General features: G+C 69.7%; 23 protein-coding genes. 15 read left to right on the top strand and 8 right to left on the bottom strand.

Going from position 1 to position 26206, the window contains the following annotated elements; genetic code table 11:
* Nucleotides 1–3: 3 nt before the first annotated feature.
* From IE244_RS19105 to IE244_RS19095, 3 genes are read left to right on the top strand one after another with little or no spacing between them, the layout of a single operon-like run.
* Entirely contained in the window at nt 4–885 is an 882-nt protein-coding gene (locus IE244_RS19105) for a branched-chain amino acid ABC transporter permease (protein WP_191874757.1), read from the top strand.
* Nucleotides 882–2030, top strand: a complete 1149-nt coding sequence (locus IE244_RS19100) for a branched-chain amino acid ABC transporter permease (protein ID WP_191874756.1) — start codon at nt 882–884, stop codon at nt 2028–2030. The genes IE244_RS19105 and IE244_RS19100 overlap by 4 nt, the downstream gene beginning before the upstream one ends.
* Nucleotides 2031–2035: 5 nt before the next feature.
* Nucleotides 2036–3313, top strand: coding sequence for an ABC transporter substrate-binding protein (locus IE244_RS19095; RefSeq protein WP_191874755.1), 1278 nt, complete (start codon nt 2036–2038; stop codon nt 3311–3313).
* A gap of 75 nt (nt 3314–3388) precedes the next feature.
* Here IE244_RS19095 and IE244_RS19090 read toward each other — a convergent pair whose 3' ends face one another.
* Entirely contained in the window at nt 3389–4198 is an 810-nt protein-coding gene (locus tag IE244_RS19090; RefSeq protein ID WP_191874754.1) for an SDR family NAD(P)-dependent oxidoreductase, read from the bottom strand.
* Entirely contained in the window at nt 4191–4838 is a 648-nt protein-coding gene (locus tag IE244_RS19085) for a carboxymuconolactone decarboxylase family protein (protein ID WP_191874753.1), read from the bottom strand. Before IE244_RS19085 ends, IE244_RS19090 begins: the two co-directional genes overlap by 8 nt.
* A 222-nt stretch (nt 4839–5060) precedes the next feature.
* Between IE244_RS19085 and IE244_RS19080 the strand changes: the two genes are divergently transcribed.
* On the top strand, nt 5061–6221 hold the full coding sequence (locus tag IE244_RS19080; RefSeq protein ID WP_191874752.1) for a PucR family transcriptional regulator: 1161 nt from the start codon (nt 5061–5063) through the stop codon (nt 6219–6221).
* Between the two features lie 88 nt (nt 6222–6309).
* Nucleotides 6310–8730 carry a SpoIIE family protein phosphatase gene (locus tag IE244_RS19075; RefSeq protein WP_191874998.1) on the top strand — a complete coding sequence of 807 codons (2421 nt, stop codon included), beginning with the start codon at nt 6310–6312 and terminating at the stop codon, nt 8728–8730.
* Between the two features lie 35 nt (nt 8731–8765).
* On the opposite strand, the gene IE244_RS19070 is transcribed toward IE244_RS19075, so the two are convergent.
* From IE244_RS19070 to IE244_RS19060, 3 genes are all read right to left on the bottom strand, one after another.
* The gene (locus IE244_RS19070) at nt 8766–10382 is read right to left on the bottom strand and encodes a sodium/solute symporter (RefSeq protein ID WP_191874751.1); all 1617 of its coding nucleotides are present in this window, start codon (nt 10380–10382) and stop codon (nt 8766–8768) included.
* A complete protein-coding gene (locus IE244_RS19065) occupies nt 10379–10834 on the bottom strand; it encodes a DUF485 domain-containing protein (RefSeq protein ID WP_191874750.1) in 456 nt (151 codons plus the stop codon). The genes IE244_RS19070 and IE244_RS19065 overlap by 4 nt, the downstream gene beginning before the upstream one ends.
* 164 nt (nt 10835–10998) lie before the next feature.
* Complete coding sequence (locus tag IE244_RS19060; protein ID WP_191874749.1) at nt 10999–12051, bottom strand: alcohol dehydrogenase catalytic domain-containing protein; 1053 nt, start codon at nt 12049–12051, stop codon at nt 10999–11001.
* A 90-nt stretch (nt 12052–12141) separates the two neighbouring features.
* Here IE244_RS19060 and IE244_RS19055 point away from each other — a divergent pair, with 90 nt between their 5' ends.
* From IE244_RS19055 to IE244_RS19010, 10 genes are all read left to right on the top strand, one after another.
* Nucleotides 12142–12846, top strand: coding sequence for a TetR/AcrR family transcriptional regulator (locus IE244_RS19055; protein ID WP_229854212.1), 705 nt, complete (start codon nt 12142–12144; stop codon nt 12844–12846).
* Between the two features lie 1004 nt (nt 12847–13850).
* Nucleotides 13851–15269 carry a glycoside hydrolase family 15 protein gene (locus IE244_RS19050; protein ID WP_191874747.1) on the top strand — a complete coding sequence of 473 codons (1419 nt, stop codon included), beginning with the start codon at nt 13851–13853 and terminating at the stop codon, nt 15267–15269.
* A 76-nt stretch (nt 15270–15345) separates the two neighbouring features.
* Nucleotides 15346–17271, top strand: coding sequence for a GMC family oxidoreductase (locus tag IE244_RS19045; protein ID WP_191874746.1), 1926 nt, complete (start codon nt 15346–15348; stop codon nt 17269–17271).
* Nucleotides 17268–18380, top strand: coding sequence for a ferritin-like domain-containing protein (locus tag IE244_RS19040; protein ID WP_191874745.1), 1113 nt, complete (start codon nt 17268–17270; stop codon nt 18378–18380). The genes IE244_RS19045 and IE244_RS19040 overlap by 4 nt, the downstream gene beginning before the upstream one ends.
* Entirely contained in the window at nt 18377–18916 is a 540-nt protein-coding gene (locus IE244_RS19035; RefSeq protein ID WP_191874744.1) for a hypothetical protein, read from the top strand. The genes IE244_RS19040 and IE244_RS19035 overlap by 4 nt, the downstream gene beginning before the upstream one ends.
* Nucleotides 18913–19827, top strand: a complete 915-nt coding sequence (iolE, locus tag IE244_RS19030) for a myo-inosose-2 dehydratase (protein ID WP_191874743.1) — start codon at nt 18913–18915, stop codon at nt 19825–19827. Before IE244_RS19035 ends, iolE begins: the two co-directional genes overlap by 4 nt.
* 2 nt (nt 19828–19829) lie before the next feature.
* Nucleotides 19830–20825 (top strand): sugar phosphate isomerase/epimerase family protein, encoded by a 996-nt coding sequence (locus IE244_RS19025; RefSeq protein ID WP_191874742.1) that lies wholly within the window; start codon nt 19830–19832, stop codon nt 20823–20825.
* A gap of 17 nt (nt 20826–20842) precedes the next feature.
* On the top strand, nt 20843–21670 hold the full coding sequence (locus tag IE244_RS19020; RefSeq protein WP_191874741.1) for an MBL fold metallo-hydrolase: 828 nt from the start codon (nt 20843–20845) through the stop codon (nt 21668–21670).
* Between the two features lie 18 nt (nt 21671–21688).
* Nucleotides 21689–23344, top strand: coding sequence for an alpha-keto acid decarboxylase family protein (locus tag IE244_RS19015; RefSeq protein ID WP_191874740.1), 1656 nt, complete (start codon nt 21689–21691; stop codon nt 23342–23344).
* Between the two features lie 20 nt (nt 23345–23364).
* Entirely contained in the window at nt 23365–23673 is a 309-nt protein-coding gene (locus IE244_RS19010) for an EthD family reductase (RefSeq protein ID WP_229854211.1), read from the top strand.
* A gap of 594 nt (nt 23674–24267) precedes the next feature.
* On the opposite strand, the gene IE244_RS19005 is transcribed toward IE244_RS19010, so the two are convergent.
* From IE244_RS19005 to IE244_RS18995, 3 genes are all read right to left on the bottom strand, one after another.
* Nucleotides 24268–24528, bottom strand: coding sequence for an SHOCT domain-containing protein (locus IE244_RS19005; RefSeq protein WP_191874739.1), 261 nt, complete (start codon nt 24526–24528; stop codon nt 24268–24270).
* 166 nt (nt 24529–24694) lie between these two features.
* Entirely contained in the window at nt 24695–25615 is a 921-nt protein-coding gene (locus tag IE244_RS19000) for a DUF8832 domain-containing protein (RefSeq protein ID WP_229854210.1), read from the bottom strand.
* Between the two features lie 94 nt (nt 25616–25709).
* On the bottom strand, nt 25710–26156 hold the full coding sequence (locus IE244_RS18995) for a hypothetical protein (RefSeq protein ID WP_191874738.1): 447 nt from the start codon (nt 26154–26156) through the stop codon (nt 25710–25712).
* Nucleotides 26157–26206: the final 50 nt, after the last annotated feature.

Raw genomic sequence — 26206 nt, 5'->3', positions numbered from 1 at the left:
GTCGTGACCGATCTTCTCCAGCAAGTGGTGGAGGGTCTGGGCTCCGGCGCGGTGTACGCGAGCCTGGCGCTGGCCCTGGTGCTGATCCACCGGTTCACCGGCATCGTGAACTTCGCGCAGGGCGAGCTGGCCATGCTCTCGACGTACGTCGCCTGGCAGCTGGTGGCGTCCGGGATGCCGTTCTGGCTGGCGCTGCCGGTCACCCTCGCGGTGTCCTTCGCCGGGGGCATGCTGGTCGAGCGGCTCGTCATCCGGCCCGTGCAGGGCGCGCCCGAGCTGACGGTGGTCATCGTCACGGTCGGCCTGTTCATCTTCGTCAACGCGCTGGCCGGCCTGGTCTGGTCCTTCACGGTGAAGGACTTCCCGCAGCCGTTCCCCGACGGCGGGCTGTACCTGGCAGGGGTGCGCCTGGACTGGTCGACGCTCGGGATGATCGCTGTGGTGGCCGTCGTGATGGGGCTTTTGTACCTGCTGTTCCAGCACACCTCCATCGGCCTGGTCATGCGGGCGGTCGCCGGCAATCCGGCCTCCGCCCGGCTGTCGGGCATCCGGGTGGGCCGGGTGCTGATGCTCGGCTGGGGGCTGGCCGCCACGGTCGGCGCGGTGTCGGGCGTGCTCGTCGCCCCGGTGCTGTTCCTGGAGCCCAACATGATGGGCGGAGTGCTGGTCTACGCCTTCGCCGCGGCGACCCTCGGGGGCTTCGACAGCCCGGTGGGCGCGGTCGTCGGCGGCCTGTTCGTGGGCGTCGCCGAGACGCTGACCGGGGCGTACGTCGACGTCATCGGCGCCGATCTGAAGGTGGGCGTCCCCCTGGTGATCATCCTGGCGGTGCTTCTGGTACGGCCCCAGGGCCTCTTCGGACGGGCGGCGGTGGAGCGCGCGTGAGAACGATCGTCACCACCCTCGGCACGGACCGCGTCCGGCGCCTGCGGGCCACACTCACGGTGCTGCTCGCGGCGGCCGCCGCCGGCTACGTACCGTTCTACTTCGCCCCCTTCCAGGTCTTCCAGCTGACCATGGTGCTCCTGTACGCCGTGGCGCTTTCCGGCCTGAACCTGCTGGTCGGCTTCGGCGGGCAGATCTCGCTCGGGCACGGCGCGTTCTTCGCGGCCGGGGCGTACACGGCGGCGGTCATGCTCGACCGTCACGACACCGGCCACCTGGCCACGCTGCCGGTGGCGGCCGCGGGATGCTTCCTGCTGGGTCTGGGCTTCGGAGTGCCCGCGCTGCGGCTGCGCGGCCTGTACCTCGCCTTGGTCACCCTCTCGTTCGCGGTGTTCCTGCCACCCTTGCTCAAGCGCCTCGAACCGCTGACCGGCGGTTCCATGGGCCTGACCGTGGAGAAGCTGCAGCCTCCCGCGTGGAGCGGGCTGGCCGAGGACCAGTGGACGTACTTCGTCGTCCTCGTCGTCACCACGGTGGCCCTGCTGCTCGCCCGCAACCTGCTGCGGTCCCGGGTCGGCCGGGCACTGCTGGCCCTGCGGGACAACGAGAGCGCCGCGGAGGTCATGGGCGTACGGCTGTCGCTGCACAAGACCCTCGCCTTCGCGTGGAGCGCGATGTTCGCGGGTGTGGCCGGGTGCCTGTACACCTGGGTGATCGGCTTCGTCTCGCCCGACTCCTTCAGCTTCGTGCTGTCCGTCACCCTGCTGGCGGGCCTGGTGGTCGGTGGGCTCGCCTCGCTGTACGGACCGTTGCTGGGGGCGGCGTTCGTGATGTACGTGCCGAGCGTGTCCCAGGACCTCGACGAGGCCGCCCCGGGTGTGGTGTTCGGCCTGTTGATCATCGCGGTGATGTACGTGGCGCCGACGGGACTGGCCGGTCTGCCGGGCCGAGTCCGGGGCCTTGTCGCCCGCCGCCTGCCCCGCCCGGCCGCCGCACCCGACCGGACACCCGAGACCGGGTCCCCGCCCGACGCGCGGCCGGAACCCCAGGCCGGAGACGGGCCCTTCGCGACCCCCGGCCCCGCGGACCCCGCGGTCGTCGACGCCGAACCCGTGGGCGCACCGCCCCGCACGGAAAAGGAATGAGTCACATGCGCAAGACCACCGCTTGGCGGGCGGCCGCGGTCGCCGCCGCCGCCCTGCTCACCGCGACCGCCTGCGGAACCCAGCGAGGACACGACGACCAGGACACCGCCGCCGGCGGTGCCTGCAAGGGCCAGCAGACCACGGGCATCACCGACAAGACCATCACGCTGGGCGGGATCTACCCGCTGTCGGGACCGGCCTCCGCGTACGGCACGATCAGCAAGGGGGTGGCCGCCTATTTCAGGTACGTCGACGACAAGGGCGGCATAGACGGCCGCAAGGTCCGGTTCATCGTCCGCGACGACGGCTACCAGCCGCCCAAGGCGGTGGAGGAGGCCCGCAGACTCGTCGAGCAGGAGAAGGTCTTCGCCGTGTTCCAGACCCTGGGCACCCCGTCCACCGCAGCGGTGTGGGACTACCTCAACCAGCAGAAGGTGCCACAGCCCTTCGTCGCCACGGGTGCCTCCGCCTGGGGCACGGACGCCAAGCACCCCTGGACCATCGGGTGGCAGCCCAGCTACGTGGCCGAGGCACGGGTGTACGCCAAGTACCTCAAGGAGGCCAGGCCCAAGGCCAGGGTCGCGGTCCTCTACCAGAACGACGACTTCGGCAAGGACCTGCTCGGCGGGTTCGAGAAGGCCGTCGCCGGCAGCGGCATCAAGGTCGTCGCCAAGGAGAGCTACGAGGTCACCGACCCTTCCGTGTCGGCGCAGATGGCGAGCCTCGCCCGTTCCAGGGCGGACGTGCTGCTGGACGTCACCACCCCCAAGTTCGGCAGCCAGGCCCTCGCGGCCGACGCCAGGAACACCAGGTGGAACCCGCTGCACATCGTGAACAACGTGGCCTCGTCCACCGCCGTGCTCCAGCCCGTCGGGTTCAAGAACGTCCAGGGCGTGGTCTCGGCCACCTACTTCAAGGACCCCGCGGACCCGCGGTGGGCGAACGACCCCGAGATGAAGACCTACACGAGCGCCCTGCACAAGTACGCCCCCGACGCCGACCCGGCCAACCAGTTCAACGCCTACGGCTGGGCCGTCGCCTCCAGCCTGCACCAGGCCCTGGACACCATGAAGTGCCCGACCAGGGAGGGGCTGCGGGACGCGGTGCGCCACCTGAAGGACGTGAAGGTGGGGCTCCTGCTGCCCGGAGTCACCATGTCCACAGGCCCGGGGGATGCCTTCCCGCTGGAGACGATGCAGCTGATGCGGTTCAAGGGGCAGCGGTGGCAGCTGTTCGGCAAGCCGGTGGACACCCGTAAGGAGTTCGGTCCGCCGGCTGAGTGAGACGGCGGGGGCGGTCCCGGACGGTGCCCTGGCACCGGGGGACCGCCCCCGCTCAGTCATCACGGACCGGAGCACTCAGACGGCGTTCAACCCTCCGTCCACCACCAGGCTCTGCCCGGTGATGTAGGAGGCGCGCTGGGAGAGCAGGAAGATGACGGCTTCGGCCACCTCCCAGGCCGTGCCCTGACGCCCGAGGTGTGTGCGGCTGAACGAGCCGGAACGCGACGCCCGCCGGGCGGAGGCCTCACGGCCCATCGGGGTGTCGATCAGGCCCGGGACGACCAGGTTGGCGCGGATCCGGCGTGGCCCACCCTCCTTGGCCACATGACGGGTGAGTCCGAACAGGCCCGCCTTGGAGCTGTCGTAGGCGGGCGAGTCGGTGGCCGCGCGCAGCCCGGCCACGGAACCGACGAAGACGACCGATCCTCCGTCGTCGAGCGCGGGCAGTCCGTACTTGGCGGCGAGGAAGGGGGCGCCCAGGTTGACCGAGAGCACGCGCTCCCACTGCTCCGGCGAGGTGTCCGCCAGGCCCGCGCCGAGGCCGATCCCGACGTTGACCACGATCGCGTCGAGGGCGCCGAGCCCACGGCGGGCCTCGGCGACCATCGCCGAGGACCGGCCGGGATCGGTGGCGTCACCGACGACAGCGAGGCCTCGGGCGCCCTCCTCGCCGACCAGGGCGGCGGTGGCCGCCGCGGCGGAGGGGGAGACGTCGGCGCAGGCCACGGCCGCTCCCTCGCGGGCGGCGAGCACCGCCACCGCCCGACCGTTGCCCACCGGGGCCTCAGGATCGTCGCTGGACCGGGTGCCCGCACCGACGACCAGTACCTTCCGGCCGGTCAGGAGGCCGACCGGGCGGGTCACGCCTCGCCGGGTCTCAGACATCGCCGTGCGCCCTTTCCGTCGCGTCCGCGCCGGCCCCGGCGGGTGCCGGCAGGGTTTCACCCTCGTAGTCGGGTTCGAGCTCCGTACCGGCGGAGTTCAGAAAGAACGCGACCATGTGGTACTGACCGACGAGCATGGTGATTTCGATCAGCTGCGCCTCGTCGTGGTCGGCGGCGAGCGCGGACCAGGTGGCCGCGGACAGACGTGCGTCCCGGTGCAGTTCGTCGGCGGCACGCAGCAGGTGGACGTCGCCAGGCGGCCACCCCTGGGCGTCCGGGCCCGCGCCGACCCGCCGGATCTCCTCGTCGGTGACCCCGGCGGCCCTGGCCAGCGGCACGTGCCGTCCCCATTCGTAGGGCGCCCGGGTGTTGTAGGCGGTGCGCAGAATGAGCAGTTCCCGGGTCCGGTCCGCGAGACGGCCGTCGCGCAGCAGATGGCTGCCGAACGGCAGGAAGTGCCGGAACAGGCCGGGGTGCCGCACCAGAGTGGTGAAGACGTTGGCGGGGCGGCCGTCGGCGTCCCGGGGAACAGGGGCGAGCAGCTCCCGGGTGGCAGGGTCCCAGCCGTCCTCGGCGAGCGGCGAGAGGCGCGGACCGGCGTCGGTGGCGGGGTGGGGTCGCTGATGGTGCTCGTGGGTCATGGTGGTCTCCGCACTGTTCGTCTGGGTGGGTCCGTACCACGGCGGCGGCTGCCGGCACGCCGGTCGGCGCCGCGCTGCACGCCCGCCGATCCGCCGCTCTGGCCGCCGTGCCACTGTGCTTCGGGGGACGGCCGGCTGTCGACGGCTCCCCGGCCAAGGCCGGAGGGCGGCATATTGTTCAGTCACACAACGGCCGGTACCGGCCGGGCGGAGGTGAGGACCATGCCCGGACAGCCGGGCGCGGCGGTGTCCCTCGAACGGGTCATCGCCGCGATGGCCGCGCAGCAGGGGCACATGGGCGGGCGCCTGCACGCGGATCTGACGGACCACATCCCGTCCTACCGCGCGGTCCCACGGGACCTCCTGGACCAGATCTGGCATCGGCACTTCCAGCGGGCCCTCACCGTGGTGCGAGACGGGACGGTGCCCGCGCCGGAGGACTTCGACGAAGCCGACGTGGCCCGGGACCGGGTCGACCGGGGCGTGCCGCTCGGCGACGGGCTGCCCGCCTTCCGCCAGGCGCTGAGCGCGATACGGGATCTGTTCCTCGCCGAGGCCACCGGACGCGGCCTGGATCCCGGCCTCGTCGTCGACCGCACCAAGCGCCTGTGGGAGCTGGCGGACGCCGGGAGCCTGCAGATCGCCGCCGTCCACCGGCAGGCGGAGGTCGCCTCCGCCCTGCTCGACGCCCGCCGCCGCGCCGACTTCCTGCGCGGACTGCTCTACGGGACGCTGAGCGCGGCGGAGATCCACAGCGGTGCGGCGATCTACGGACTGGACCTGGCGCGGCCGTACCGGGCGATCAGGGCCGTCCCTCACGGTACCTCCGGCCCGGACGCGCTGGAACGCTCCCTGGACTCCCACGGCCGCAGGAACGGCCGGGTGGCGCTGCTCACCGTGCTGGACGAGGCTGTCGTCGGAGTCGTCGAGCAGAAGCCGCGCACCGGTGACCTGGAGGTGACGGCGGGGCTCGGCCCGGCGACGGACCTGGCCGCGGTGCACCACTCCTTCCGCGCCGCCGGCAGGCTGCTGGAAGCCGCCCGTGCGTACGGACGGCGCGGCGTGTACGACCTCGCCGACCTGTCCTGGCGGGTGGCCGTCGTCGCCGAGCCGGAACTCGCCGAGTTGCTGCTCGACCGCTATCTGCGCCCACTGGAGGCGGAGGGGGAGTTCGGTGCCCTCATCGAGGAGTCGGTGCGGGGATACCTGGAGAAGGGACGGCACATCCGCGACGTCGCCCGCAGCGCACACGTCCATGTCAACACCGTCCGCTACCGGCTGCGTCGGTTCGAGGAGCTGACCGGCACCAGCCTGGACGCTCCGGACACCGCGGTGGAGCTCAGCTGGGCCCTGGCGGCACGTGAGCTGGGGACACCTCCGTGAGCTGCTTGCATGACATTGGCAGGCCGGCGTGCGCGGGAGAAGTGCGGAACGACCGAGTGCAAGGTGGAGTCCAGCGGTGGAGAAGCGCATGAAGGAGTCCGGCGAGAGCCACGACGATCCGTTCGCCCCGCACCTCGCCGCCCTGGCGGTGCTCGACGACCGGGGAGTCGTGGTCGGATGGAACCGGCGGGCCGAGGAACTGCTCGGCCATCCGGTGGCAGCCGTGATCGGTCGTCCGGCATCCGAGGTGCTTGCCGACCCCGGCGACCTGCCGGCCGTGGGGGAGGCCGCGGTGCGCTGCAGGAGAGCCGGCGGCTGGCACGGGGTCCTGAACCTGCGGCACCGCGATGGGCAGATCGTGGAGATGGGGCTCAGGGCCCAGCCGCTCTCACGCGGCGACGGGATCCGTGAGTGGCTCCTCGCCGGGGCGTCCACGGCCGACGTCCTGGAGTGGCAAAGGGACCGCGCGGTGCTCGACGGGTTGTACCGCCGGTGCCCCATCGGCCTGGTCGTCCACGGCCCCGACCTGAGGCTGCTCAGGGTCAACCGGGCCATCGAACGCTTCACCGGTGTCCCGGCAGCGGAGTTCCGGGGGCTGTCCACCGGCTGTTACCTCCTCCCGGACGACGCCCGCAGGGCCGTGGACCGGGTGCGTCAGGTGATGGAGACCGGAAGGCCGATGGTCTACTCCGAGCAGTTCGTCCGCCTGGAGTGGGATCCGGCACGCGAGCGCGTCGCGATGGTCTCGTCCTTCCCGATGGAGGATCCCTCCGGCCGCGTCCTGGGGGTGGCCGAGATGATCGAGGACATCACCGAACGCCATCAGGCCCAGCGTCGGCTCGCGCTCCTCGACCAGGCGGGCAGCCGTATCGGAACGACCCTCGACGTGGCGGAGACCGCCCGGGAACTCGCCGAGGTGATGGTGCCTCACCTCGCCGACCATGCGTCGGTGGACCTGCTGCAGCCGGTGACCCGCGGGGAGGAACCGGCGCAGGCCCTGGCAGGGCCCGTGGTGCGGGTGGGAGCCTGCGGCGTCGGTGCCCAGCAAGCCGGTCCGCCCCACCCCCAGGGCGAGCCGGTCCAGTTCGCGCCGGGCACACCGCAGGCCAGATGCCTGGCCGAAGGGCGGCCCGTCCTGGAACCGGTTCTCTCGGCGGACTGGTTCTCGACGGAAGGCCGGCAGGGGGCTCACGCTCCGGACCTGAGCGCCCACTCGCTGATCGTGGTACCGGTCGCCGCGCGTGGCCTCGTGCTGGGCGTGATGACCTTGTGGCGTTCGCGTCGCCCGGATCCGTTCGAAGCGGACGACCTCACTCTCGCCCTGGAACTCGCCTCGCGCGCCGCCGTCTCCATCGACAACGCCAGGCGCTTCACCCAGCAGCAACAGACCGCGTTCACCTTGCAGAGCAGCCTTCTGCCCCGGGCGGTTCCGGACCAGTCGGCCGTCGAGGTGGCCCTGCGGTACCTGCCGGCCAGCGCGGCCCCGGGCCTGGGCGGCGACTGGTTCGACGTGATTCCGCTGTCCGGGACACGGGTCGCCCTCGTCGTCGGCGACGTGGTGGGACGCGGCATCCACGCTGCCGCCACGATGGGCCGGCTGCGCACCGCCGTACACACGCTGGCCAGCCTCGACCTGGAACCGGACGAAGTGCTGTCCCGTCTCGACGACCTGGTCGACCTCCTGGCGGCCGAACAGGAAGCGGTCGGCGAACGGCCCGTGGGCGAGCAGGTCGTCGGTGCCACCTGCCTGTACGCCGTGTACGACCCGGTCTCCGGGCGATGCACCGGGGCCCGGGCCGGCCACCCGCCGCCGGTGGTGACCGCTCCGGACGGACAGGCGGCCGTGCTCGACCTGCCCGCCGGCCCACCACTCGGCGTGGGCGGCCTGCCCTTCGAGGCCCGGGACGTCGAACTGGCCGAGGGCAGCCTGCTGTGCCTGTACACCAACGGACTCATCGGCGAACGGCAGATCGACACCGACCTGGGTCTGGCCAAGCTGTGTGCGGCACTCGCCCGCCCCGCGAACGCGCTGGAACGGACGTGCCAGGCGGTGGTCGACGCACTCGTGCCCGCGCGCCCCGCCGACGACGTCGCGTTGCTGATCGCCCGCACCCGGATGCTGTCACCGGACGACGTCGCCTCCTGGAGTCTTCCCTCGGAGCCCGCCAGCGCCGCCCGGGCCCGGGCACTGACCTCGGCCAAGCTGAGCGAATGGGGCCTGGAACACCTGGCGTTCACGACCGAGCTGATCGCCAGTGAGCTGGTCACCAACGTCTACCGCTATGCAGGCGGTCCTGCGACCCTGCGCCTGATCCGTGAACGGTGTCTGGTGTGCGAGGTCAGCGACTCCAGCCACACCTCACCCCACCTGCGCCACGCCCGTACCACCGACGAGGGCGGGAGAGGCCTGTTCCTGGTGGCCCAGATGACCGAGCGCTGGGGCACCCGGTACACCCGCGAGGGCAAGACCGTGTGGACCGAACAATCCCTGACCGGTACGTTCGCCTGACCGTCTCCGGCCCTCGCGGGGTTCCCGCCGCCGTGTCACTCGGCCGCGGCGAGCAGCCGCGCCTCGCTCTCCTCGTAGAGCCGCCGGTTCTCCCGGCTGACGGCGGCGCGGCGCCGGTGATCGAGGCGGCTGCCCAGCCAGCCCGCCAGATAGCCGAACGGGACGGACACGAGTCCGGCGGACTGCAGGGGGTACAGGTCGAAGTCGGCGTTCGGGAAGACGGCGGTCGGCGTGCCCGAAACGGCCCTGGAGAAGACCATCAGCAGCATCGCGCAGGCCGCTCCGCCGTAGAGGGTGGCGAGCAGGCCGGTGCGGGTGAATCCGCGCCAGAACAGGGAGTAGGTGAGCGCGGGCGCCACCGCCGAGGCGCCTATGCAGATGGCCAGCGTGGTCAGCACCCCGACGTTCCAGTTCTGGACCAGGACGGAGAGCCCGATGGCGACAATTCCCACGCCCACGCTCGTCCACACCGCCACCGTCATCTCCGTACGCGGCTTCGAGAGACCCCGCCGCACCGCATGGGCGAACAGGTCGTGGGCGAGCGAGGAGGCCGCGGCCAGGGTCATCCCCGCGACCGACGACAGCAAGGTGATGAAGACGACGCCCGCCACGGCCGAGTAGAGGATCGTCGTGCCCGCGGAGCCGGGTGCCCCGCCGAGCACCTGGGACAGCATGAGGACCGATGTCCTGCCCTGTGGGTCGGCCGCGGTGATGTACCGCGATCCCACCAGCGCCGCCGCGCCCGTTCCCAGGATGATCACGAGCAGGCAGAACGTGGTGACCGTGCCCACCGCCCACGACATGGAACGGCGCACCGCCGGCACGTCCTGGGCGGAGTACAGGCGCATCGTGATGTGGGGCAGGCAGGCGACACCGAGGACCACGGTGATCTGGAGACCGATGAAGTCCAGCCGCTCGGCGGCCGAGGTGCCCAGCTGAAGGCCCTGCTGGAGGAAGGCGGGGCCCGCGCCGCTGCCGTGCTGGGCGGCCCTGAGCAGTTCGCCCGGGCTCCAGTCGAAGCGGTTCAGGACCAGGACGGCGACGACGGCGCTGGTGCCGAGCAGGAGCACGATCTTGATCATCTGAATGAACGCGGTGCCCCGCATCCCGCCGAGCGCCGCGTAAATGATCATCAGGCTGCCTACGATGACGATGCACACCGTCCTGGCACCGGCCACGTGCGGCAGGTTCAGGATGAAGGTGAGCAGCGACCCGGCCCCGGAGAGCTGGACGACGAGGAACGGCAGGGTGGCCGCGAGCGTCACCACACAGGCGGCGACACGCACCGCCCGCCCCGGCATGGTGCGTGCCAGGACGTCGCCCATGGTGAACCTGCCGGCGTTGCGCAGGGGTTCGGCCAGCAGGAACATCAGCAGGACGAGAGACAGGGCCGTGCTGACCGCGAGGACGTAGCCGTCGTACCCGGCGAGCGCGACGATGCCGGTGGTGCTCAGCACCGTGGCCGCGGAGATGTAGTCACCCGCGATGGCGAGGCCGTTCTTGAGCGGGGTGAGCGAGCGGTAGCCGGTGTAGAAGTTCGTCAGATCGTCGCGGTCCGGGCCGGCCATCACGCACATCAGCAGCGTGAGGGTGACCAGGGCGGTGAACAGCATGAGGACGCTGGCCTGCGTCCCGGAACTGAAGTCGTTCATCTCACCGCTCCCGCGTTGCCGCCGGCGGGGGCCGTCCGTTCCCTGATGACACGGGCCAGCGGATCCACCGAGCGTCGTGCGCTGCGTCCGTACCAGTGGACCGCCGCGAAGGTGACCACGAGCTGGAGGACTCCCAGGGCCATTCCCAGGCTCAGCTCCCCGGCGATCTTGGCCCCCATCAGGCCCGGCGCGGAGCAGGACAGTACGACGTACACCACGAAGGAGCCGAGCGCGGTCAGCGTGGAGATCCGGCGGAGCAGCCGGTACGCCGAGCGCAGGGCGGTCAGGTCGTCCTGGTGGGGACGAGCCTGCGGCGCAGGCTCGTCCCACGTGGCTTGTCCGTACCAGTCGTGTCCGGGGGCGTCGTATCCGTACCACTGGGGCTCGGGGCGGGACCAGGGCGATCCGGCCGGCCCTGATGGCGGGTGCTGGTTCTCGTCGGCGTATGTCATGGCCTGGCCTTCCATCACGGCTCGAATCCGTGGAGGTGAACGGGGGGAGGAAGCCTTCGGGCCGCGTACCATACCGACTGGTTGGGATGCCTGTAAGCCTGCTGTGGGTCACGTTTCAGGGACGATGCCGTTCCCCCGGACGGGGACCGGCCCACGGCGGCGGATCAACGGGAGGGGTCGAGGAGGATCTTGCGGACACCTGCGGCGCGGCTGTGGAACAGTTCGTACGCCGCGGGGCCTTCGGACAGGCCGAGGCGGTGGGAGACCACGGCCTCCGGGGTGATCCGGCCGGCCTGGGCGAGGGGGATCAGGGCGGGAAGTTCGTAATGGATCGAGCACAGGCCGATGGCGAACTCCAGCTCCTTGATCTGCGCCAGTCCCATGTGAAAGGGAAAGGCCTTGCTCTGGCTGACACCGATGACGCTGACCCGTCCTGCCTGCCGGACGGTTTTGAGGGCCAGCCCGATGGTGGCGTCCGAGCCCACGGCCTCCACCACGGCATCCGGTCCGCGCCCTGCCGTCATCTCCCGCACGGCCGTTCGCGCGTCCTCGCCCTCGACGGGCTCGACGCCCAGGGTTTCGGCGAAGGCGCGGCGCTCCGCGACCAGGTCCACACCCAGGACGCGGGCCGCGCCCATCATGAAGGCGGACTGTGCGGCCATGAGGCCGACCGGGCCCAGGCCGATGACAAGAACCGTTTCGCCGGGCTGTATGCGGGCCCGGCGGCAGCCGTACCAGGCCGTGGGGGCGTTGTCCGTCAGAACGACGGCCGCCTCGTCCGAGATGCCCTCGGGCAGGTGCACCAGGTTGACATCGGCATGGGGCACGGCGAGGAACTGGGCCTGACTTCCCGGAAGGTGCGGGCTCACTCCGTAACAGAGGTCCGTCGGCGCCTGCGCTCGCTCGCACCTGGCGGTGAGTCCCTTCGCGCAGGTTCCGCACAGCGTGCAGCCGACCGAGGCGGGCACCAGGACGCGGTCACCCGGCTTGAACCGGCTGACCCGGTCGCCGGTGTCGGTGACCACGCCGACGCACTCGTGTCCCGGGGTGTAACCGGTTTCCGGGGTGAACCCGTGACCGCCGTAGATGTGCAGGTCGCTGCCGCAGATGCCGGCCGTGGTCACCTGGATGACCGCGTCGGTGGGACTGGTGACGGCCGGGTCGGGGACATCCTCGAAGCGGATGTCGTGGGGGCCGTGGTAGGTCAGTGCCTTCACTGGATTGACTCCCGCGGCGCACCAAGGCGCCTTTATCAGTCATTAATGCACGTGTATTACTTCGGCGGGGCGACGCTAGCATGGGCATCCGTGACAGCACATGAGACGCAGGCCACGTCGCCTCGCAGCCGGAAGGCGGGTGACACGCGCGCCACCCTCATCCGGGCCGCCGAGCAGTTGTTCGCGGCGAAGGGTGTCGACGGTGCGTCACTCAACGAGATCAAGCGGGCCGCCGGCCAGCGCAACGCGATGGCCCTGCAATACCACTTCGGCGACCGGGCGGGTCTGCTGCGCGCCGTGCTCGACAAGCACCTCCCCGCGGTGGACGCCAGCCGGGAGGTGCTGCTGCAGCAGTACGAGGACAGCGGCGCCATGGACCTCCGATCCCTCGCCGCCGCACTGGTGCTGCCGGCCGCCGCGAAACTCGCCGACCCCGACGGCGGCCGCGCGTTCCTGCAGATCGTGGCCGAACTGCTCAACCGCCCCGAACCCCTGGTCGAGGCCGTCGTGACCGAGGGGTCGAGCATCTATCCCTGGCGGCGCCTGGTGGAGCCGCTACTGGCTCCTGAGTCGACCGCGGTGTTCCACACCCGCTTCACCGCCATGAGGTTCTGCCACGCCGAACTCGCCGCCCGGGCCGCCGGACGCCCCCGCAGGGACGACCGGTTGTTCACCAGCCGGCTGGTCGACCTGGTCACCGCCCTGCTGGCCGCGCCGGTGTCCGCACAGACCGGGCGGCTGCTGCAGGAGCGAGACCGTAAGGGCAGGCCCGAGCGGAAGCGCCCGACGCCCTGACCGGTCCGGACTTGTCGACGCCGGGTCGCGCACCCTCAGGATTCGGCGCACAGTTATGCACCAGTAAGTTGCACTCGTTTATTCCAACCTCATGCGCAACATTGGAATTTTCTCTTGCGGTGCCTGCCCGGCTAACTGTAGCCTGCGGTACGCAAAGATAAAGGCACGCCAAGCGGCATACGCATCGCGTGGAACGGTCACGTCTCAGCTGCTTCAAAAATTCCTCCATGCCGTTCAGTGAAAAGCTGCCATGGGACCCGCTGCCGGAAAGTCTCTGCGTCGCGCGCTTGTGAGAAAACGGGGGGCGAAGGAATGCATTCCCTATTAATGCGATTAGGGGAATGGCGTCGACTCGGGTACGTGATTCAGGGTCTCCTCGCAGGCCTGACGGCGTTGCCGTGCGCCCCTCCACTCGCCCCGTCCCCAGGGCGAGAAGCCGGCTCCGAGGCGACCGGTCCGCCCGCCCCGCCTGACAGGCGTGCGACGCCGCCGGAGTCCCGTGGGGCTGCGCGCCGCCTGAGAAGTCGCTTACGTACAAGGCATTCTGACGGTTACTCAGATATGCGTAACCCGTCCGGTCACGGGAGGCCCCGTGGCTGCCCGCGCGTCCTTCCGGCCACTCCGCGCGGGTGGCTCACGAGAGGGCCTGCCGCGGCCGCCAGGGCACGGCCGGCTCGTGTGCCCAGGTCGACCGAGTCGACCGGAACGCGCCCACGGCCCACTGGGCGATCTCGATGGTTCCCGCACACCGCTGCTGACGTGACAACAATCTTCGCGTCAGGCATTACCGGCAGCGATATGAACCGCGCAGCCTGACACCATCGAAGTCCTCATGAACAATCTGCATCCTATTGTTCCGTCCATCCGGCTTGCTCGCCCCGCAAGCTCACACACCCGATGGGCGTAACTCATGGGCGCACTCGGTCCAAGCCTTTCGATCCACGTGGCCGGGGTGCCGACCGAATCCGATAGTCCCGCCCGAAAGACAACGGGGGAGTTCAGCAATGTCCGAATCCAGCACGCCGGCCCGCTCGAACCGACCGGCCGGCACTTCCCGAGCGCGGGCGAACGTCCAGATCTCCTTCGCTCCGGGAGCGGTAGATCTGCCGTCGCTCGTGCCGATCATGTACACCTTCATGTTCCGGAACATCGCCAGTGACGGCTTCGTCTTCAGCGACCCGCAGTCGCCGGGCGACGTGTCCCGGAACTCGAAGCCGGGCTGCATCATCGCCGCCCCCTCCTTCCCGGCCGACACCCCCGGCATCGACGAGGACTACGTCTTCAACTGGGTGCGCGACGGGGCCATCACGGCCATGGAGGTGGCCCAGGCCGGCATGCCCACCCGCCCGGGCGGGACGGTGCAGACGCTCAACGACTACGTGCAGTTCGCCGACCTCTGCCACTCCAACACCCAGCCGCCGCTGACCAAGGGGCACGCCTGCTTCAACATCGCGGGGGACGCCCGCCCGTGGACCGAGCAGAACGACGGGCCGGCCCTGCAGACGATCACCATCCTGGCCGCCTACGACCAGCTCGACGTCGGCACCCAGAAGCGGGCGGTCGACCTGGTGAACGCGAACGTGGCCTACCTCCTCGGCGTCTACCAGGGCCCCACCACGAACCTGTGGGAGGAGCACAACGGGTACAGCTTCTTCGCCCGCTCCGCCCAGCTGCGCTGCTTCGAGGAGATCCAGGCCTCGACCATCGTCGGCATCGACAAGCCCACCGGACTGCGGCCCGCCGTCAAGTGGCTGCGCCAGGCCCTTGCAGGCCACTGGGACGGGAGCAAGTACGTGAGCATGCTGGCCGATCCCGGTGACGGGTCCCAGCCCTCGCCCCAGAACCCGGTCGTCAGCGGTTACGACCCGAACATCGACATCGTCCAGTCGGCCGTCTACGGCGCCGTTCCCGTCACCGACCCCAAGCTGCTGGCCACAGCGGCCCAACTGCGCTCGCAGTGGGAGGAGGGCGGCATCGCCTTCTACCCGATCAACAAGGCCGACAAGGACAGCTTCGGTATCGGGCCGCTGTTCGGCCGCTACCCGGGTGACGTCTACGACGGTGACACCGCGCACCCGGTGCTCGGCGGCCACCCGTGGGCCCTCTCCACCTGCAACGTCGCCGAGCTGCACTACAAGCTGGCCGCCACGATCAAGTCGAGCGGCAAGGTGCCTGTGGACGACCTGTCCGCACCCTTCTTCGCCCAGTCCGGCATCGACGCGTCGACGGCCCCGGCGGCAGCGGCCGCCGCCTTGACGGCGACCGGTGACGCCATGGTGCAGGCCGTCATCTACCACAGTGACAACCTGGAGCTCTCCGAGCAGTTCGACGGCACCACCGGCTTCGAGCGCAGTGTGCACAACCTGACGTGGAGCTACGCCGCCTACCTGTCCGCCATGCGGGCCCGGGCCGAGGCCGTGTGACCCATGGCCGACCGACTCGAATCCTCAACCCCACACCGGTCCCGACCGCGCCCGGCAGCGGAGGAGTGACTGCCCCATGTACGCGAAGTTCCCCGAGGGGGCGGCGAAGCGAACCGCCCCCGCGGCGGCGGCCGAAGTCCTCTACGACGCCGTCATCGTCGGCGGCGGGATCGCCGGCGCCCTCATCGCCTCGCGGCTGAGCGACGCCGGCAAGAGGGTACTGATACTCGAAGCGGGCCCGGCCGAGGACCTCACCCTGAGGGGCTACGAGAGCTACCTCGACCGCTTCTACTCGGCTGCCGGCAAGGACAACCAGTCCCCCTACCCGGTGGTCGCAGGCGCCCCGATGCCCCGTGGCACCGACGCACGGCGCATCTCCCCGGGCGCGCCCGACGCCTCGGCCTACCTCGTCCAGAGCGGGCCCTTCGCCACGGACACCACCTACACCCGGGTCCTCGGCGGCACCACCATGCACTGGGAGGCCAAGACCCTGCGGATGCTCCCCGAGGACTTCCGCATGCACACGCTCTACGGCGAGGGGGCCGACTGGCCGCTCACCTACGAGGACCTCGCCCCGTACTACAACGAGGCCGAACGCGAGATCGGCGTCTCCGCCGACGTGGAGGACCAGGCCTACCTCGGGATGACCTTCGACGAGGGCTATGTGTTCCCGATGAAGGGGCTGCCCCTGTCCTACCTGGACCGGATGGTCGCCAAGGACCTCGACGGGATGCCGGTCGAGCTCGACGGGGAGCGGCGCGAGCTGCGGGTACGGCCGTTCCCGCAGGGGCGGAACGGGATACCGAACCCGGCCTTCGACGGCGGGAAGGGCTACGTGCCGCGAGGCGCGGTGAGCACCTACCAGGTCGAGGTCGGCGGGCGGTGCCAGGGCAACAACAACTGCGTGCCCATCTGCCCGGTGCAGGCCAAATACCACGCCGGCAAGACCCTCGCGGTGGCCCTCCAGAGCGGCCGGGTCGACCTGGTGGCCCAGGCGGTGGCCTACAAGGTGCACGTCGACGAGCAGACGCGACGGGTGACCGAGATCGAGTACCGCCACTACGACCGGCCCGACAGCGCCGACTTCACCACCATGCGAGCCCGGGGCCGGCTGTTCATCCTGGCCGCCAACGCGGTCGAGAACCCCCGGCTGATGCTGGCCTCGGGCCTGCGCAGCTCCAGTGGCCTGATGGGGCGGAACTTCATGGACCACGCCTACCTGCTGGCGTGGGCCCTGCTCCCGGAGGTGGCCGGCACCTTCCGGGGCACGAACTGCACGGGCGGCATCACCGACCTGCGCGGGGGCCGCTTCCGCCGCCGCCAGGCGGCGTTCAGCGTCGACATCCACAACGACGGCTGGGGCTGGGCCCGGGGGGCGCCGATGACCGACCTGATCGACCTGGTGGACGCCGGTGGCCGCTACGGCGAGTCCCTCCGCCAGGGCCTGGTGGACCGGGTCTCCCGCCAGTTGCAGCTGGCCTTCATGGTCGAGGTCCCCGCCAACCCGAGCAACCGCATCACCGTGGACCCGGCCTACACCGACCAGCTGGGGAACATGCGGCCCATCCTCACCTACGACATCCCCGACTACACGATGCGCGGGGTGGCGTACGCCAGGCAGCTGTCGCGACGGATCTTCGCCCGCCTCGGAGCCGAGGACCACACCGCGTACGACCCGAACTTCTGGGGCTACGCCGTCCACGGCGGCGAGGGGTACGAGATCCGAGGGGGCAACCATCTCTCCGGCACCCACATGATGGGCCGCGACCCGTCGACCTCGGTGGTCGACGCGGATCAGCGGAGCTGGGACCACGAGAACCTCTACCTGGTCGGCGGGGGAAGCATGCCCACCGTGGGCACGTCGAACGTGACACTCACCATCGCCGCCCTGTGTCTGCGCAGCACCCGCGCCATACTGGCCCAGCTCGACTCCGAGACCGCACCGATCGAGGTCACCTCGACCGAAGCCGGCCCGCGCCGGCCTCAGGAGGTGGCCCGGTGACCGCGTCGACCATCAACAACCGTGACGACCTGATCAGCTATCTGCACGTGGCGCTGGCCCTGGAGCACGCGACCATCCCGCCGTACCTGACCGCGTACTACTCCATACGGTCCACCACCAACTCCGACGCGGCCCACATCATCCGGGTGGTCGCGGTGGAGGAGATGCTGCACCTGACCCTCGTCGCCAACGTGCTGAACGCCATCGGCGGGAAGCCCGACCTGAACCGCCCCGGCTTCGTGCCGTCCTACCCGGCCTACCTGCCCGACGGCGAGAACGACTTCACCGTCGACCTGCGGCCGTTGTCCCCCGAGGCGGTGGAGACGTTCTGCAAGATCGAGCGGCCGGGCCAGGCCCCCAGTGCCGACGCACGGCTGGTGCGCACACCGGACAGCGGGAGTCCGGTCCTCGCCTTCAGCCCGACGGCCGAGGGCATGCGCTTCTACAGCATCGGCGAGTTCTACGCAGAGATCATCGAAGGGCTCGGGAAGGTGGCGGCCGACGACCCCAAGCTCTTCTCCGGAGACCCGGACCTGCAGGTGGGGCCCGAGTACTTCTACTCCGGCGGCGGAGCGGTGATCGTCGTCTCGGACCTGGACTCGGCCTGCCGGGCGCTGCGCTTCATCGCCGCTCAGGGCGAGGGCCTGGACTCCGGCATCTACGACGCGGACGGGGAGCTGGCCCACTACTACCGGTTCCGGCAGCTGCAGCTCGGCCGTTACTACCAGGTCGGCGACGAACCCGACGCGCCTTCGGGGCCGCCGCTCAGTGTCGCCTGGGACGATGTGTACCCGGTGAAGGTGAGCGCCCGGCTCGCCGACTACCCGCCGGGTTCGGAACTCGCCGGTGTCGCCCGCGACTTCAACGCCGCCTACGGGGCCTTCCTCGCCCTGCTCACCAAGGCGTTCAACGGGCAGCCGGGCCTCCTGCAGGACGCCGTCTGCGACATGTTCCGGCTGCGCGACGGGTTCAACCGGCTGGTACGCAACCCCCTGCCGGGCAGCGACGGCCTGCACGCCGCTCCCACCTTCGAGATCCCGGCCGCGTTCGGGTCCGATCCGGAGGCCGCACCGGCCGCCGGCGAGCGTACCCAGGGGGTGACGCGGTGACCGCCCCGTCGTTCGAGGAGTTCCTGTCCCTGTCGGTCGACCTGACCGCCTTTGAAGAGACCGTGCTGCTGGGCACCGGCCTGGCCCGCGACTACCTGGCCAAAGTACAGGCCGCCTGCGGGGACGAGGTCGTGACCGCCCTCTTGGCCGCCCACCGGGCGGCCCGGGCGGACGCGGCCGTTGACGCCGGCGGCCATGACCGGGCCCTGCCCTACCGGACCTTGCCCGACCGGGCTCTGCTCGACCGCGCCCTGCGCCACCGGATCTTCAGCGACGACCGCCTCGGCCCGGTGGCCCGCAATGTGATCAAACTCTGGTACGCCGGGATGTGGTACGCACTGCCACCCGAGTGGACCGACCGCTACGGGGCCCATGCCGCGGGCGAGACCTCCACGGTCACGGCCGCTTCCTACCAGGAGGGGCTGCTGTGGCGGGCCATCGGGGCCAATCCGCCAGGTGCGAAGGCCCCCGGTTACGGCTCCTGGGCTCAGCCACCCCGCATCGAGGACCGCTACCTGAATGGGGCGACGAAATGACCGACTTGGCGGACCGCCTCGGCCCGGACAAGGTGAAGCTCGGCGTCTGCTGCACCCTGTGGTGGAACGACGACTTCCCCACCATCGACGCCGGCATCTCCTTCGGCCAGGCCGTGAGCGAGATGGCGCTCGCCGGCTTCCAGGGCTGCAGCATCGGGCACAAGTACCCCTCGGACGCCGCCGCGCTCAAGGCCGCGCTCGATCTCCGCGGCCTGCAGGTGTCCGAGCCCTGGACGAGCACCTACTTCACCATCGGCAAGATGCGGCAGAAGACGATCGCCGCCTTCGAGGAGACGCTGGCCCATGTCAAGGCGCTGGGCGGGACCGAGTTGGTCGTGGCGGAGTTCGGAGCATCGTCGCACCTGCTCCCCGTCGACGTCTTCGCCAACCGCCCGGTCTTCACCGACGCCCAGTGGGATGCCCTGACATCGGGCCTGGACGAGCTCGGCAAGATCGCGGGATCGGCCGGGATGAAGCTCAGCTACCACCACCACATGGGTACCGGCGTCATGACCCGGGCCGACGTGGACCGGCTGATGGCCTCGACCGATCCGGCCCTGGTCCACCTCCTGCTCGACACCGCCCACATCGCCTTCGCCGGCGACGATCCACTGGACATGGCCCAGGCCTACGCCGACCGCATCGGCCACGTCCACATGAAGAGCATCCGGCCCGAGGTCGTGAGCCGGGTGCGTGAAGAAGGCCTGTCGTTCCAGGAAGGCGTCGAGCTCGGCGTCTTCACCGTGCCCGGAGACGGCGCGATCGACTTCCGGCCCATCCTGGAGGTGCTGGCCGACGCCGACTACCAGGGGTGGCTGGTCGTGGAGGCCGAGCAGGACCCGAAGAAGGCCAACCCGCTGGAGTACGCCCAGAAGGCCCGCGCCTACCTCGCCGACGTCCTGGGCTGGTGACGATGAACGCGACATTCAGGCGAGACGTCTTCTTCAGCTTCTTCATGTTCACGGCCGACCTGCGGCCGCAGGACCCGGGTTACACCCAGATCCTGATCCGTCATCTGAAGGCCCTCACGGACATGGGCTACGACGGCTTCGACGTGCACATCGCCTCCCAGCCCCCGACCGTCGACCACAAGCTTGAGGTCGACAGCTACATCGGCCTCAGGAAGGCCTTCGACCAGGCAGGGCTGCAGGAGGCGAAGTTCACCACCAACGTCGGGACCACGCGGACCTTCGACCCGACGTCACCGTACGAGGAACAGCGCAAACAGGCCCTGTCCTACCTCAAGTCACGCGTGGACATCACGCGGGTCCTGGGCGGCGACTCGATCATGTCAGGGCCCTTCCTCTACCCCTACGGCGTCTTTCCGGCCACGGACACCGATGAACCGCTGTGGAGCGACGCCCTCCAGGACTGGATGAAGCCGCGCTATCACGCGGCGCGTTCCGTCTTCGAAGAGCTGTCGGAGTACGCCGCGGCGCGCGGAGTACAGCTCGCCATCGAACCCGTCAAGAGCTGGGAGACGCCCCCGCCCAACATGGTCTCGGAGGTACTCGACTTCCTCGACAGCCTCCGGCACGCGCAGGGCGGCGTCACGATCGACACCGCGCAAGTCGTGATGGAAAGCCAGGGGCCGTCGGTCTTCAAGGACAACATCGCGCGAGCCGTGCGGCAGGATCGACTCTCCTACGTCCACATATCCGCACCCGACCGGGGTGCGGTGAAGGACAGCTGGATCCCCTGGGACATCATCCTGAACGAGATCGAGCCGGTGTATCGCGGGCCGTACCTGATCGAAGTGTTCAACGCGATCCCGCCGTTCGACAGTTCCATGCGCATGGCACGCCGGCGCTTCTGGCGGCCGGGCGAGGACGACCCGGTACCGGGCGTGGACAGCGCCTACGACGTCGCGAGGGCTGCGTTGGCGGAACTGCGAGAGCACACCACATGACCTCGGAAGGGTCCCGCATGCTGGCTCAGGTGTCAGATCCCATCATCATGGTCGTGAAGCAGGAGGGCGATGTCCGTATCCACACCTTCGTCTCCTCCTTCGCGTACAACAACATCGCGAACGCCACGCACATCATCGAGACCAGGAACCAACTGGTCCTCGTCGATGGGCAGTTCCTGGTTCCTTACGCAAGGGCGTTCAGGGACTACGCGGACAGCCTGGGCAAGCCGATCGAAAGGCTGTACCTCTCGCACCGGCACCCCGACCACTGGTTCGGCCTGGGAGCGGCGTTCAGCGACATCGCGATCTACGCGCTGCCCGAGACCATGAGCTTCATCCAAGAGCACGGAGAAGCCTCAAGGAGCGACCACTGGAAACTGGGCGACCTCGTTCCCGACCAGATAGTCGTGCCCAAGCAAGCCGTCGGCCCCGGCACCGAGACCATCGACGGGGTCAGGTACATATTCGACCGGGTGACAGAAACCGAAATCGACTTCCACCTGACGATCAAGCTTCCGGATCTGGGAGTCTATTTCACCCAGGACCTGATCTACAGCGGCACCCATCTGTATCTGACGGATCATATGGACCACTGGATCCGGGTGCTCCAGGGAATGCTGCTGTCGGACTACGATCTGTTCATGCCGGGCCACGGCCTGCCGGCCGACAAAAACGAAGTCGCTCGCAACATCGAGTACCTCTCGGCCGCACGGCAGGCGATCGGCAACGGGCTGGCAGGCGACGCCTTCAAGGGTTTCATGCTCCAGCGGTATCCCGAACGCAAGTGTCCGGGGATCTTCGACATCTACATGCCCCGGCTGTTCGGCGGCGCGAGCGACTACTGACCGCGGAGGTATCCAGACGTGAATGAGACCTGCACCGTAGGGCAGTACCTGGTGGACCGGCTTCGCCAACTGGGCCTCGAACATCTGTTCTCCATCGCGGGCGACTACTCGATTGACTGGTTGAACCACTACGTCACGCCGAGCAGCATCGAAATCGTAGAGGAAGTCAACGAGGTCAATGCCGGCTACGCGGCGGACGGGTACGCGAGGCTGAAGGGCATCGGGGCCCTCTGCGTCACCTACTCCGCGGGTGCGCTGTGTGCCGTGAACGCCGTCGCCGGTGCCTACGTCGAAAAGGTGCCGCTGGTGTTGATCAACGGCACGCCGAGCATCAAGAAGACGCTCACCTTCGAACAGACCGGCTTCAGCGCGCACCACTTCATCAGCGGACGCGAAACGGACATGCAGTCGTTCGAGCATATTACGGCCGCCACCGTACGGGTCGACAACCCGGACCTTGCGCCGACGCTGATAGATTATGCGCTCACCCAGTGCATAACCGAACGGCGCCCGATCTACATCGAGCTCCTCCAGGACATGGTCGACTTGGAATGCGAGCCGCCGAGGGGCGTTCTGAAGCCGGCCAGGATCTTGTCGGACGAGACCAGCCTGGAGCAGTCGGTCGCACGGATCTGCGCACGGCTTGAAAGCTCCGAGAACCCGCTCATCTGGGTGGGTGTGGAGATCGACCGGTTCGGCCTGCAGGACAAGGCCCTGAGCCTGATCCAGCAACTGAACGTCCCCTTCGTCACGGAACTCCTCAGCAAGTCCGTCCTGTCCGAGGACGATGCGCTGTTCGCCGGCGTACTCGACGGCCAGGCGTCAGCGCCGGCCGTGACGGATCTGGTCGGGACGGCTGATTTCGTGCTGGCCCTCGGCGTGTGGCTGACGGACATCAACTCGTTGGGCTGGGACCCGGACTACGACAAGACCGCGTTTGCGTCGTTCGACGCGGTCAAGTTCGGAACCTACTTCGGCGGACAGGTCGCGTTGGAGCATCTGATCGACGGCATCCTGGCTGAAAAAGTGGCGCCCAAGGTGCGGAGGCTGCTGGAAAGGCCGGCGCAGAGCGCGCCGACCATGGGCTCGTCCGACGTGATCACGTACCAGGGGTTCTACAACTTCATCCAGCGGTACATCGACAGGAACACCATCGTCAGCGCCGACGCGAGCATGAACTACTTCGGCAGCCTGCTGCTCGACGTGCCAGGACCGGGCGGGTTCGTCGTCCAGTCGTCGTACTCGTCGATCGGCTACAGCGGGCCGGCTGCGACCGGTATCTCCCTGGCGAAGCGGCCCGACCAAAGGGCTATGGTCTTCACGGGTGACGGCGGCTTCCAGATGACCGCCCAGTGCCTCTCGACGCAGACTCGTTTCCACCTCAATCCGATCATCTTCGTCATCGACAACGGCGTCTACGCCGTGGAGCAGTGGCTCGCCGACGCATCGGTCTTCCATGCCGACAAGCCGTTCTACAAACCGTGCATCCTGCACCGGTGGAATTACAGCCTGCTGTCCGAGGTCTTCGGCTGCCGGGGGTGGGAAGTCGGCACGTATGGAGAGCTGAGGGATGCCGTGACGGGCGCTCTGGAGAACGTGAGCGGCCCCTCCATCATCCAGGTCCGCGTGCCGAACAAGTCAATTCCCGACAATGCCAAGTGGAAAGCCCAGTAGCAGAACACGAGGAGAGAATAGTGCCGACGAAGATCACTGCAATCTACGAGAACCCGAAATCCCCCGAGGCCTTCGAGGCCGGTCACCACGAGCAGCTCGACCTGGCGCAGAAGATCCCCGGAGTCCAGCGGATCGAGAGCGCGAAGGTCTGGCCGAAGGAGGACGGCAGCGCGACGCCGGCGTATCGCGTACTCGACATGTACTTCGCCGACTACGACGCGGCCAGCAGGGCTGTGACGACCGAAGAGGCATCGGCGTTCGTCGCCAAGGCCTTCGAGCTGGCGACCGGCGGTGTGCGGCTCCTCTTCGTGGATGTCGAAGAGGTCTGATCCCGATCACTCCGGGTCGTGGTGTCCTCGCAGTGAGCGGCTGACTGCCCGACAGGTCCCGTGGCGGGACGGGCTGACGCACGACACTGCGGGGGCGTCGGGTTCCACGGGCCCGAGTTCGTCATCCGCTGCACCCGCGTCCTGCCCGTACGGCGGCCGGTCACCGGGCTTCGGTGTCGACGCCGTCAGGCCCCGCCGCCGAACCACACCGTCCAGGACAGGGCTCCGCCGGTCAGCCAGGCAGGGACCAGCGGCAGCAGGGGTCATCCCGGACAGCGCCACCAGCGTCACGAGGATCTCCGGCACGCCCAGCGCGCCCGCCCCGAAGACGAGGAAGGAAGCGCCGAGCGCCAGCGGCACCACCGCCTGGCCGGGTCTGCCGAGCGGTCGGGAGGTGGCCCGGCATCGACGCGTGTCAGCGAGTTGGTGGGAACAGCCACCGCAAGGCTGCGACTCAGGCTCGGCAGCACGACAGCCGCTTGTGCGCGGCCTTGGAACAGCCGAGCTCCGCAAGCCGGTCGCCCCAGGGATCTGATCGGCGACTACGAGCTCGCGATCAGCGGCCGCTGCCGCATGCCCACCGCCTCGCCGCTCTCACCGGGGCTTCGGCCTGTGGGCGGCGAGGCGTTCGCGTGCCTCGGTGTAGGTGTCCGCGTCGATCTCACCCGAGGCGAAGCGCCGGTCGAGGATCTCCTCGGGAGTCTCCCGCGGCTGCCACCCCGGGCCCGGCCCGCTGGAGTGCCCCGAGTGCTGCGTGAGCCGGACCACCGCCCACAGGGCGAGGCCGAGCAGCACGATCCACACGATGGGCATGAAGGCCATCAGGGCCCAGCCACCGCCATGCCAGTACCACACTCTGCCCACCTCCCAGGGAGGCTTCCTCTTCCTACTGTCCCTCTGGCCTTGAAGGGGCGCCAGGGCTTTTCGGCCCCGCGCCGGTCGCTCGGCGCCTCCGGCCGGCCGGGGCCCGGTCCGTCCGCCACCTGGGTGGACGGGCCGGGCAGCCGTCGGGGCGTGGCCGTCAGCCGACGTGCAGGGTGATGGCCGCGGTGTGGAGCTTTCCGCCGGTCCGGAACTGGAGGAAGAGCCGCCAGTCGCCGGACTGGGCGAACACGGCGTGGAAGCTCAGCGCCGGTCCGCCGTGGTCGCCGTCGACCCTGGTCTCCGGGTGGAGGTGGGCGAAGGCGGTGTCGCCCTGGTGGAAGGCGGTCAGGTGGGCATAGGTGTCGAGGTACGGCTGGAGGTCGGTGACCGGCTTGCCGTCCTTGGTGAGGGAGGCGGTCAGCTCGTGGGCCATGCCGGCCATCAGGTCCCCCTTCACCGCCACGGTGTAGCCGTCGACGGTGGTGGTGCCGGACACCTTGGGCAGCGTCGTCGCCTTCGCCGTGCCGGGGACCTTCACGGTGCGGCTGAGGACGAGGTCCTCGCCCTCGCCGGAGCCGCTGTCCGGGGTGAAGGAGGCGTACAGCCGCCACGGGCCCGGTCGCAGTGCGGCCAGCGGCGCGGTCCAGGTGCCGTCGGCGGCCATGGTGGGGTGCAGGTGCTGGAAGCCGGTGAGGTCGGAGCGGATGGCGTAGAAGTGCATCCGCTTGGTCTGGTCGACGGCGAAGTCGGTGACCGGCTTGCCGTCCGGGCCCGTGATCGTGAAGCGGTAGACGGCGGCCTCGTCGGTGGGCAGGGTGGTGGCCGCGGACATCATCCGGTAGCCGCCCTTCGCGGCGGCCAGGCCGTTTCCGGTGGACGCGGTGTCCATGCCGGGCATCGACCCCATCCCGTCGGCCGATGCCGACGGGGACGGCGCGCTTGCGTGGTCCATGCCGGGCATGGCGGAGGAGCGGCCCGAGTCGTTGCCGGAGCCGCACGCGGCGAGGGCCAGAGTGAGTACTGCCGTGGCGGCGGCTGCCGCGAGGGCATGGCGAGTCGTCCGCAGACGCTGGGACATGGGTGTGTCTTTCCAGGTGGGCGCCGTGACGTGGCGCGGGTGGACGGGAGACCGGTGCGGGACCGAAGCGATGGGCCGAAGTCCGCAGGTCTCCTCACGTCCGCGCGATGCACACCTGGAGCAGTAGGGAGCGCCCGCCGGCCGGTGGCCCGCGGTGCCGGGTGTCGCCGTACCCCCGCCGGGCCCAGGGCAGCAGGACGCCGGCCGGGAACACCAGGGCGACCGCGGTGAGTGGCGGCAGCGGGATCTCCGAGCGGGGATGGGTGGCGAGACACAGTGCACCCCGCATGGCCTCGCCCGCATGCGCGGTGGGCTTTTCCCCCGCCGCCCGGGGGGTCTCCACGGGGTGCGCGGTCATCGTGCCAGGGGCTGCTGGCATGACCGTCGTGTCAGACATGGCCCCGTGGCAGCCGCCGTCGGCCGCGGCCGGGCCGCCGTGCATGAGGAACAGCCCGAGCAGCACCGCGACCAGCACGGCCGGCCGCACCACTCGGCGGTGGCGGGCCCAGGCCGTGCCCGGAGCGGGCGGCGAGGTGATCACGGCTACACCCTACTCGCCTCGTGCGCGTCGTCCTGGGCCGTGGTGCCGGG

The organism is Streptomyces filipinensis (assembly GCF_014649495.1).
Classification (GTDB): domain Bacteria; phylum Actinomycetota; class Actinomycetes; order Streptomycetales; family Streptomycetaceae; genus Streptomyces; species Streptomyces filipinensis.
Note: the sequence above shows the minus strand (reverse complement) of the source record. Positions and strands in the feature narration are given on the sequence as shown.

Excerpts from the sequence above, each read along its gene's own strand:
- IE244_RS19085 (WP_191874753.1), bottom strand. The coding sequence starts at position 4,838 with ATGACCCACGAGCACCATCAGCGACCCCACCCCGCCACCGACGCCGGT.
- IE244_RS19065 (WP_191874750.1), bottom strand. The coding sequence starts at position 10,834 with ATGACATACGCCGACGAGAACCAGCACCCGCCATCAGGGCCGGCCGGA.
- iolE (WP_191874743.1), top strand. The coding sequence starts at position 18,913 with ATGACCGACTTGGCGGACCGCCTCGGCCCGGACAAGGTGAAGCTCGGC.
- IE244_RS19070 (WP_191874751.1), bottom strand. The coding sequence starts at position 10,382 with ATGAACGACTTCAGTTCCGGGACGCAGGCCAGCGTCCTCATGCTGTTC.
- IE244_RS19025 (WP_191874742.1), top strand. The coding sequence starts at position 19,830 with ATGAACGCGACATTCAGGCGAGACGTCTTCTTCAGCTTCTTCATGTTC.
- IE244_RS19000 (WP_229854210.1), bottom strand. The coding sequence starts at position 25,615 with ATGTCCCAGCGTCTGCGGACGACTCGCCATGCCCTCGCGGCAGCCGCC.
- IE244_RS19045 (WP_191874746.1), top strand. The coding sequence starts at position 15,346 with ATGTACGCGAAGTTCCCCGAGGGGGCGGCGAAGCGAACCGCCCCCGCG.
- IE244_RS19080 (WP_191874752.1), top strand. The coding sequence starts at position 5,061 with ATGCCCGGACAGCCGGGCGCGGCGGTGTCCCTCGAACGGGTCATCGCC.
- IE244_RS19090 (WP_191874754.1), bottom strand. The coding sequence starts at position 4,198 with ATGTCTGAGACCCGGCGAGGCGTGACCCGCCCGGTCGGCCTCCTGACC.
- IE244_RS19020 (WP_191874741.1), top strand. The coding sequence starts at position 20,843 with ATGCTGGCTCAGGTGTCAGATCCCATCATCATGGTCGTGAAGCAGGAG.
- IE244_RS19075 (WP_191874998.1), top strand. The coding sequence starts at position 6,310 with ATGAAGGAGTCCGGCGAGAGCCACGACGATCCGTTCGCCCCGCACCTC.
- IE244_RS19050 (WP_191874747.1), top strand. The coding sequence starts at position 13,851 with ATGTCCGAATCCAGCACGCCGGCCCGCTCGAACCGACCGGCCGGCACT.
- IE244_RS19095 (WP_191874755.1), top strand. The coding sequence starts at position 2,036 with ATGCGCAAGACCACCGCTTGGCGGGCGGCCGCGGTCGCCGCCGCCGCC.